7 protein-coding genes, 1 tRNA gene and 2 rRNA genes (1 of these 10 running past the window's edge) are annotated in these 7,777 nt (G+C 57.5%); 5 read left to right on the plus strand and 5 right to left on the minus strand.

The annotated features are described in order from the left end of the window. The 3 genes from NKI46_RS16125 to NKI46_RS16135 form a co-directional block, all read left to right on the plus strand. A 23S ribosomal RNA gene (locus NKI46_RS16125) occupies positions 1-2,643 on the plus strand (it extends 159 nt beyond the left edge of the window). 200 nt (positions 2,644-2,843) lie between these two features. After that, a 5S ribosomal RNA gene (gene rrf / locus NKI46_RS16130) occupies positions 2,844-2,958 on the plus strand. 252 nt (positions 2,959-3,210) lie between these two features. Next, a tRNA-Met gene (locus tag NKI46_RS16135) sits at positions 3,211-3,287 on the plus strand. A gap of 322 nt (positions 3,288-3,609) precedes the next feature. Here NKI46_RS16135 and NKI46_RS16140 read toward each other — a convergent pair. Continuing rightward, complete coding sequence (locus tag NKI46_RS16140) at positions 3,610-4,404, minus strand: SapC family protein (protein WP_023737477.1); 795 nt, start codon at positions 4,402-4,404, stop codon at positions 3,610-3,612. A gap of 238 nt (positions 4,405-4,642) precedes the next feature. Between NKI46_RS16140 and NKI46_RS16145 the strand changes: the two genes are divergently transcribed. Next, complete coding sequence (locus NKI46_RS16145) at positions 4,643-4,912, plus strand: DUF6916 family protein (protein WP_023672960.1); 270 nt, start codon at positions 4,643-4,645, stop codon at positions 4,910-4,912. A 72-nt stretch (positions 4,913-4,984) separates the two neighbouring features. After that, on the plus strand, positions 4,985-5,563 hold the full coding sequence (locus NKI46_RS16150; protein ID WP_023672959.1) for a 2OG-Fe(II) oxygenase: 579 nt from the start codon (positions 4,985-4,987) through the stop codon (positions 5,561-5,563). Between the two features lie 15 nt (positions 5,564-5,578). Here the strand turns inward: NKI46_RS16150 and NKI46_RS16155 are convergent, their stop codons facing one another. From NKI46_RS16155 to NKI46_RS16170, 4 genes are read right to left on the minus strand one after another with little or no spacing between them, the layout of a single operon-like run. Next, positions 5,579-6,106 carry a GNAT family N-acetyltransferase gene (locus NKI46_RS16155; protein WP_031203583.1) on the minus strand — a complete coding sequence of 176 codons (528 nt, stop codon included), beginning with the start codon at positions 6,104-6,106 and terminating at the stop codon, positions 5,579-5,581. A gap of 10 nt (positions 6,107-6,116) precedes the next feature. Next, positions 6,117-6,644, minus strand: a complete 528-nt coding sequence (locus NKI46_RS16160; protein ID WP_023672957.1) for a phage tail protein — start codon at positions 6,642-6,644, stop codon at positions 6,117-6,119. Positions 6,645-6,653: 9 nt separating this feature from the next. After that, the gene (locus tag NKI46_RS16165; RefSeq protein WP_023672956.1) at positions 6,654-7,175 is read right to left on the minus strand and encodes a phage tail protein; all 522 of its coding nucleotides are present in this window, start codon (positions 7,173-7,175) and stop codon (positions 6,654-6,656) included. 12 nt (positions 7,176-7,187) lie between these two features. Next, positions 7,188-7,694, minus strand: a complete 507-nt coding sequence (locus NKI46_RS16170) for a phage tail protein (protein ID WP_023672955.1) — start codon at positions 7,692-7,694, stop codon at positions 7,188-7,190. Positions 7,695-7,777: the final 83 nt, after the last annotated feature.

The following is a 7,777-nucleotide window of genomic DNA, read 5'->3' on the forward strand; positions in this document are numbered from 1 at the left end:
AGAGCGATCTGCTGCTGTGGTTTCCAAGTATCGATAATAGGTAACTTATCCTGAATACATAGGGATAAAGTGGCGAACGCGGGGAACTGAAACATCTAAGTACCCGTAGGAAAGGACATCAACCGAGACTCCGGAAGTAGTGGCGAGCGAACCCGGACCAGGCCAGTGGCGATTGAGAGACAAGCGGAACCTTCTGGAAAGTAGGGCCATAGTGGGTGACAGCCCCGTACGCGTAATGCAATCAATCGTCCTCGAGTAAGGCGGGACACGTGAAATCCTGTCTGAAATTGGGAGGACCACCTTCCAAGCCTAAGTACTCGTGCATGACCGATAGCGAACTAGTACCGTGAGGGAAAGGTGAAAAGCACCCCGACAAGGGGAGTGAAAGAGTACCTGAAACCGATTGCCTACAAACAGTGGGAGCCCGTAAGGGTCACCACGTACCTTTTGTATAATGGGTCAGCGACTTAGTGTGACGAGCAAGCTTAAACCGCTAGGTGTAGGCGCAGCGAAAGCGAGTCTGAACAGGGCGTTCAGTTCGTCGCATTAGACCCGAAACCGAGTGATCTAGCCATGAGCAGGTTGAAGGTAAGGTAACACTTACTGGAGGACCGAACCCATAACTGTTGCAATAGTTCGGGATGACTTGTGGCTAGGGGTGAAAGGCCAATCAAACTCGGAAATAGCTGGTTCTCCGCGAAATCTATTTAGGTAGAGCGTCGACCGAATACCCCAGGGGGTAGAGCACTGGATGGGCTAGGGGTCCTCACCGGATTACCAAACCTAACCAAACTCCGAATACCTGGGAGTACTAGTCGGCAGACACACGGCGGGTGCTAACGTCCGTCGTGAAAAGGGAAACAACCCTGACCTACAGCTAAGGTCCCCAAGTTATGGCTAAGTGGGAAAGGATGTGAGGATCCCAAAACAACCAGGATGTTGGCTTAGAAGCAGCCATCATTTAAAGAAAGCGTAACAGCTCACTGGTCTAAATAAGGGTCTTTGCGCCGAAAATGTAACGGGGCTAAAGCCATACACCGAAGCTTAGGGTTTGGTCCGCAAGGGCCAAGCGGTAGCGGAGCGTTCTGTAAGCTGACGAAGCCGTACCCGTGAGGGGTGGTGGAGGTATCAGAAGTGCGAATGCTGACATGAGTAACGTAAGGGGAGTGAGAGACTCCCCCGCCGAAAGACCAAGGGTTCCTGCTTAAAGCTAATCTGAGCAGGGTTAGCCGGCCCCTAAGACGAGGCGGAAACGCGTAGTCGATGGGAACCACGTTAATATTCGTGGGCTTGGAGGTAGTGACGGATCGCACAAGTTGTCCAATCTTATCGGATTGAACGGGCAGCGGAGCGGTTCCAGGAAATAGCTCCTCCTTATAAACCGTACCCGAAACCGACACTGGTGGTCAGGTAGAGTATACCAAGGCGCTTGAGAGAACTATGCTGAAGGAACTCGGCAAATTGCACGCGTAACTTCGGAAGAAGCGTGACCCTTTTCTACGCAAGTAGAGGAGGGTGGCACAGACCAGGGGGTAGCGACTGTTTATCAAAAACACAGGGCTCTGCGAAGTCGCAAGACGACGTATAGGGTCTGACGCCTGCCCGGTGCTGGAAGGTTAAGAGGAGGGGTGCAAGCTCTGAATCGAAGCCCCAGTAAACGGCGGCCGTAACTATAACGGTCCTAAGGTAGCGAAATTCCTTGTCGGGTAAGTTCCGACCTGCACGAATGGCGTAACGACTTCCCCGCTGTCTCCAGCATAGACTCAGTGAAATTGAATTCCCCGTGAAGATGCGGGGTTCCTGCGGTTAGACGGAAAGACCCCGTGCACCTTTACTATAGCTTTACATTGGCATTCGTAGTGGCATGTGTAGGATAGGTGGTAGGCTTTGAAACCTGGGCGCCAGCTCAGGTGGAGCCACCCTTGAAATACCACCCTTATTACTATGGATGTCTAACCGCGGCCCGTTATCCGGGTCCGGGACAATGTATGGTGGGTAGTTTGACTGGGGCGGTCGCCTCCTAAAGAGTAACGGAGGCGCGCGATGGTGGGCTCAGAACGGTCGGAAATCGTTCGCTGAGTGCAATGGCATAAGCCTGCCTGACTGCGAGACTGACAAGTCGAGCAGAGACGAAAGTCGGTCATAGTGATCCGGTGGTCCCGCGTGGAAGGGCCATCGCTCAACGGATAAAAGGTACGCCGGGGATAACAGGCTGATGACCCCCAAGAGTCCATATCGACGGGGTTGTTTGGCACCTCGATGTCGACTCATCGCATCCTGGGGCTGGAGCAGGTCCCAAGGGTATGGCTGTTCGCCATTTAAAGCGGTACGTGAGTTGGGTTCAGAACGTCGTGAGACAGTTCGGTCCCTATCTGCCGTGGGTGTAGGAATATTGAAAGGATCTGTCCCTAGTACGAGAGGACCGGGATGGACGGATCTCTGGTGGACCTGTTGTGGCGCCAGCCGCATAGCAGGGTAGCTATATCCGGACGGGATAACCGCTGAAGGCATCTAAGCGGGAAACCCACCTTAAAACGAGTATTCCCTGAGAACCGTGGAAGACGACCACGTTGATAGGCCGGGTGTGGAAGAGCGGCAACGCTTGAAGCTTACCGGTACTAATAGTTCGATCGGCTTGATCGTTCTCATTCCTTATGCTCATCGTGAACACGATGATCTGACCAGCGCTCACGCATGAGCGGCCCTTACGGGCCTATGCTCCGCGAGGGCGCCGGAAAACCGGCGACGCGCAGTCGCGCTTGCGGGCTTGCGCCCGAAAGCAAAACACAAACGTCGCCTTGGCACGAAAAAACAGCTTCTCGATATAACGTGCGTTTTGCCGACCTGGTGGTTATGGCGGAGCGGCTGCACCCGATCCCATTCCGAACTCGGCCGTGAAACGCTCCAGCGCTGATGGTACTTCGTCTCAAGACGCGGGAGAGTAGGTCGCTGCCAGGTCTGCAAAACGCACGTTGAACTCTCATCCGCAAACCGGATGAAACTGAAATCTTCTCTCTACGAAAAGGCCCGCCAAGGGATCACGGGCCGCGCAAGCGGCCCTTTCATTTGGTCAGCCATATACCTATCTGTAAGCCATCCTGTTCATAGGCTTACGTCCAGATAAGCAAGCAAACGCTTGCTTCAGATCCGGAGCAAGCAAGAGCTTGCCCTGGAGAGTCCGGAGCAAGCAAGAGCTTGCCCTGGAGGTGACGCGGGGTGGAGCAGCCCGGTAGCTCGTCAGGCTCATAACCTGAAGGTCACAGGTTCAAATCCTGTCCCCGCAACCAACATCAAAAACAGCCCGCTTCACGCGGGCTTTTTGCGTTCGGACCGTGATCGATGGCCGCGACCGGATATTCAACGATCGAGGAGGGCAGCAAGGCTGGCGTGCTCGACTTTATTGACAGGTCCGCGAACCGGGGGGTGATGCCGCCTCGGCGCATTTCGGCGAGAGCTACACGTCGAGCATTGGGAGTTCGCCAGCCCGTCATGGCAAGCGATCTGCACGACAACAGCATGATTCGAGCGGCGGAGAGATCGTCGTACGAAGGCGCGAACCGTTGATTTAAACAACCCGCGCCTTGCCGAAGCTTTTCGTCGCGGGCCGCGTCAGCCAGCTCGCCGCAATGACGCCTGGAAGACCAGCGAGGTCCAGCTGTTGCTCGAGGCGAGATGGCAATAGAGCAGCGCAAGCGCGCCGGATTTCCTGAGATCGAGAAACGCCTCGTCGCTCAATTTGTTGAAGGCCGGCTCGTCGATCACCTGAAAGTCGGTGAGGTTGAGGGTCTCGCCGCCCTCCAGCGTCACCTTGCTCTGCCGCGGCGCGAACAGGCCGTGCGCGTCGATCTTGTCGATCATGGCGCGAGTCGCATTGAAGTCGGTCTGGAACTGGCTGCAGAAGGCGAGCGCCTGCTTCGAGGCCTCGGCCGGCTCGTTGCCGTCGAAGAAGGGCGCGATCTCGTCGCTGTCCTTGGACGAAGGCATCTGCTCGACGACGCGTTCGCTGGCACGGTCGATGCACAACGTCAGGCGGCCGGTCGTTTTCGATTCATCGGCGAGGATGAAGGGGTAACGGCGGACATAGGCGGGAATGTAATGCGGCTCCGCCCATTTGCCGTCGGCGCCTACGAACAGGTTCTGGTCCTGGCGCAGACCGGTGATGATGACAGGCGCCTTGGCGTCGCCAATGAAAACGATCGGATAGGAGCGCATCGCCGCCGGCATTTCCGATGCGACGACGGGGATGGCGTGCGCGGTGCGGGCAAAGGAGAAATCGGCCCGCGCCGTAAGGCCGAGTGAGCCGTGCCGCAGCGGATTGAGCGCCTCGGGTTTTTTGTAGAACAGCGGCAGCGTGTTGGTCGCGGTGCTTCCGGCCGGGGCCGTGTCTGTTTTCGCGTCAGTCATCCCTAGTGTTCTCCTCTTATACCATTCCGGTTTAGGCCAGTGGCTGCCGGTGCGCAACGCGTTGACGGCTGCTTCACCCTACGTGGCCAAGATAAATCTATCTGTTTGTTTGATCGTGCTCTTTTGTACTTCTGGAGATCGAGCTCTATAGACAGCACGCCATGAAGCGGCGAGATTGGCTGACGGGATAGACATCTCAAGAGAGCCGTCTGAAAGACAGACGAACCAGGGCAGGCGCATGGCATCGCTTTCGGATTTCGAGCAGGGGCAGAGCTTTTCCGTCGAAGCCGGCGGTCAGACGCTCACGATGGAACTGAGCGCGGTGCAGCCCATTGCCAACAGCCCGCGCGACGGCGGTGGCTTCACGCTGCTGTTCAGGGGGCCGCGCGACGCGGCGCTGCCGCAGGCTATCTATCGGTTCAACGGCAAAAGCGGCGCCCATGAGATCTTCATCGTGCCGATCGCTGCCGATGAGGCAGGGCGGCTTTACGAGGCGGTATTCAACTGATTTTTTTCGACCGGATCGGCCACGGGGACGCTCCGGCCATCAGGGCGATTTGGCAGCGCGGCGGCTCGACATATGATCGACTATATCGAGATTGCGGACGTATTTGACGGAGCGGCGTGTAGCGCACTGTGCGCGGAAATTCGGGCGGCCTTGGGCCGTCCGGCCGGCCTGCTGGGGCGTGCCGACCAGAAGATGGCATGGCCGGAGATCCGAAAGACCGTGCGCGCCGATGTTTCGCAGGCCACTGAAGAGCGAGTGAGTGCCCTGTTGGCGCAGCAGAAGGCGGCTCTGGAGCGGCATTTCGGGCTGCTGCTCGGCCAGGTCGAGAAACCTCAGTTCCTTCACTATCGGCAAGGCGATTTCTTTGTGCCGCACCAGGATGGCAACACGCCGCTCATTCACGACGAGTCGCGGTTCCGAAAGATCTCGGTGGTGATCTTTCTCAACCGTCAATCGGACAACCCTTCGCCAGAAAGCTATGCAGGCGGCTCGCTGGTCCTGCATGGGCCTTACAGCGGCCCGGACCTGCGCATTGCCATGCCGGCATTGCCGGGCTCTCTCGTCGCCTTTCGCTCGGAAACGACGCATGAAGTCACCCCGGTCACGTGCAACGAACGTTTCACCATCGTCTCCTGGTATCGCGGCACGTGACGACCGGCACGGCCCTTACGGCGAACGGATCATCAGGTCGTAGACGCCCTTGTCCTCGGCAACGGTGAAGCCGAGGCGCTTGTAGAGCCGCCGCGCTGGATTGTTCTTCTCGACATGGATCGAGACCGACTTGCCGACGGCGGCGGCCTCATCGATGAGATCGGCGAGCAACGCACCGCCAGACCCCTTGCCGCGATGCGCCGGCAGGAAGGCGATATCTATGATGCAATGCTCGCTCGCCGAGCGCTCGATATACAGGCGACCGATATCTTGCCTTGCCTGCTCGATCACCAGCCAGTCGGCGTTGGGATAGTATTTCTGGTAATGCGCGTGCTGCGCTTGAAACTGCATGTCGAGGAACGCCGTTTTCTGCGCGTCGCTCCACGGCGTGACGGCAAGTTCTTCGGCGCGGGTCGAGGCGTAGAGCGCCGACAGGAACGGCAGATCGGTGTCCGCCATCGGGCGGAACGTCAGATCAATCCGCGCCGCGCGCACCCAGCAAAATATAACAGGCCCGTTGTCCACAATCGGAAGCTGGATCATGGAGTGGCGCTTACGGACGCGCCGGATAAACGCCTTGCATAGCAATGATGAACGTCATCGCCAGATAGGGAGGCAGGTTGTTGTGAGGCAACGTACTGCCCGTCATGCTCAGTGCCTGGGGGTCCATCTGGACCAGATTTTGCGAAGTGTTGTTCTGATACAGCGTTCCGCCCCCCGATTTCCCCAGAACAACCGCATCGGTAAGAGTTCCCTGGGCGCCACTCTCGGTGGATATCGCGACAAAATGATTATGTTGCGGCATTTCCGTTTGCAGAAGGGTGATGGACGTTTCGCCACCCGTCTCGCCGAGAAACCGCTCCGACAAGCCATTGCCCTGTCCTTGCCCCATGGGCGCGGAGCCAGCCATATTCGGCAACGCGAAGGTCGACTTGCCGTCGCCGCCGTAAACTGTGCCCAGCAGCGAAAACAGCGCCGTATTCTGCGAGATTGGCAGGAGCTGGCCATCGCAGGTCGCCCACCCCGTCGGGGCGAAATCTCCGGCAAAAATTCGAATTTCGGCGACGAACGGATTGGTCATGGCAAGTCTCTAGCTTTGCTGGGGGAAGATGCCAAATAGCGAGATGATGAAACTGACGGCGAGGAACGGCACCATATTGTCGTGAGGCTGGCTGCCGCCGGCCGGCGAAATGGCTCCGGCGGCCATGTTGCCATCAGGTGCGATACCCACATAGGGCGTCAGCAGGCTCGATGTCGCCAGGACACCGCCGGACGGACCCGGATTCTTGGCGATATTCGACGAACCGGTCCAGGTATGGGAATGGTTCGGCATTTGTTGGGTTGAAACAGTGACGGATTCGACCCCGCCCAGTTCTCCGATGATATAGGTCTGGCTGACCAGCGGGCCCTTGCCAGCATGGACGGGGATGCGGGATGCGAGGTTGGGCAGGGCGAATGTTTCCTCCCCGTCGCCGCCATAGGTCGTACCGATCAGATTGAACAAGGTTTCGTTCTCGGAGATCGGCATCAACTGGCCTTGGCAGAACGCCCAGCCATTCGGAGGGAAATTGCCACCGAACATCCTGATCTCGCCGACAAAAGGTTGGCTCATCGAAGCGTCCTCTTAATTTCGCGACGGGAATATGCCTTGCAGGGCAATGATGAAATTCAAGACGAGATAGGGCGATCTGTTCTCATGCGGCTGGCCGCCACCGACGAAAGTGATGTTTTCCTTCGCCATAGCCACCGCGCTGCCAGGCGGCTGATAGATCGGGCTGGCGTTCGCCCCCAACAGCGCGCCGGATGGATTGTTGACGTTGCCGGCAGTGTTCGATGCGTTGACGAAATGGTTGTGTGTCGGCATTTCGCCGAGCGTGAGCGTGTGAAACTCTTCGCCGCCCTGGCCGCCGACAATTGCACCAATAGGGCCGCCCGTATGAACCGGCGCACGTCCCCTCATATCCGGAAGGGCAAAATTTGTCTGGCCGTTGCCGCCGTACCTGGTGCCAAGAAGTGAGAACAATGGCTGGTTCTGGTTAAGCGGCAACAACTGGCCGTTACAAAATGCCCAGCCGCGCGGTGCATAGTTCCAGGAAATGATCTTGACTTCACCTAAATAAGGCTCACTCATCCCCGTTCCCTCCGTTGGCCGCTTACTGTCTGAATTCTTGTATTATGCCTAAGTAAGACAACAAGTCGATATCAAATTCATAA

Source organism: Mesorhizobium sp. M0615 (assembly GCF_040320805.1).
In the GTDB taxonomy this organism is placed as follows: Bacteria; Pseudomonadota; Alphaproteobacteria; order Rhizobiales; family Rhizobiaceae; genus Mesorhizobium.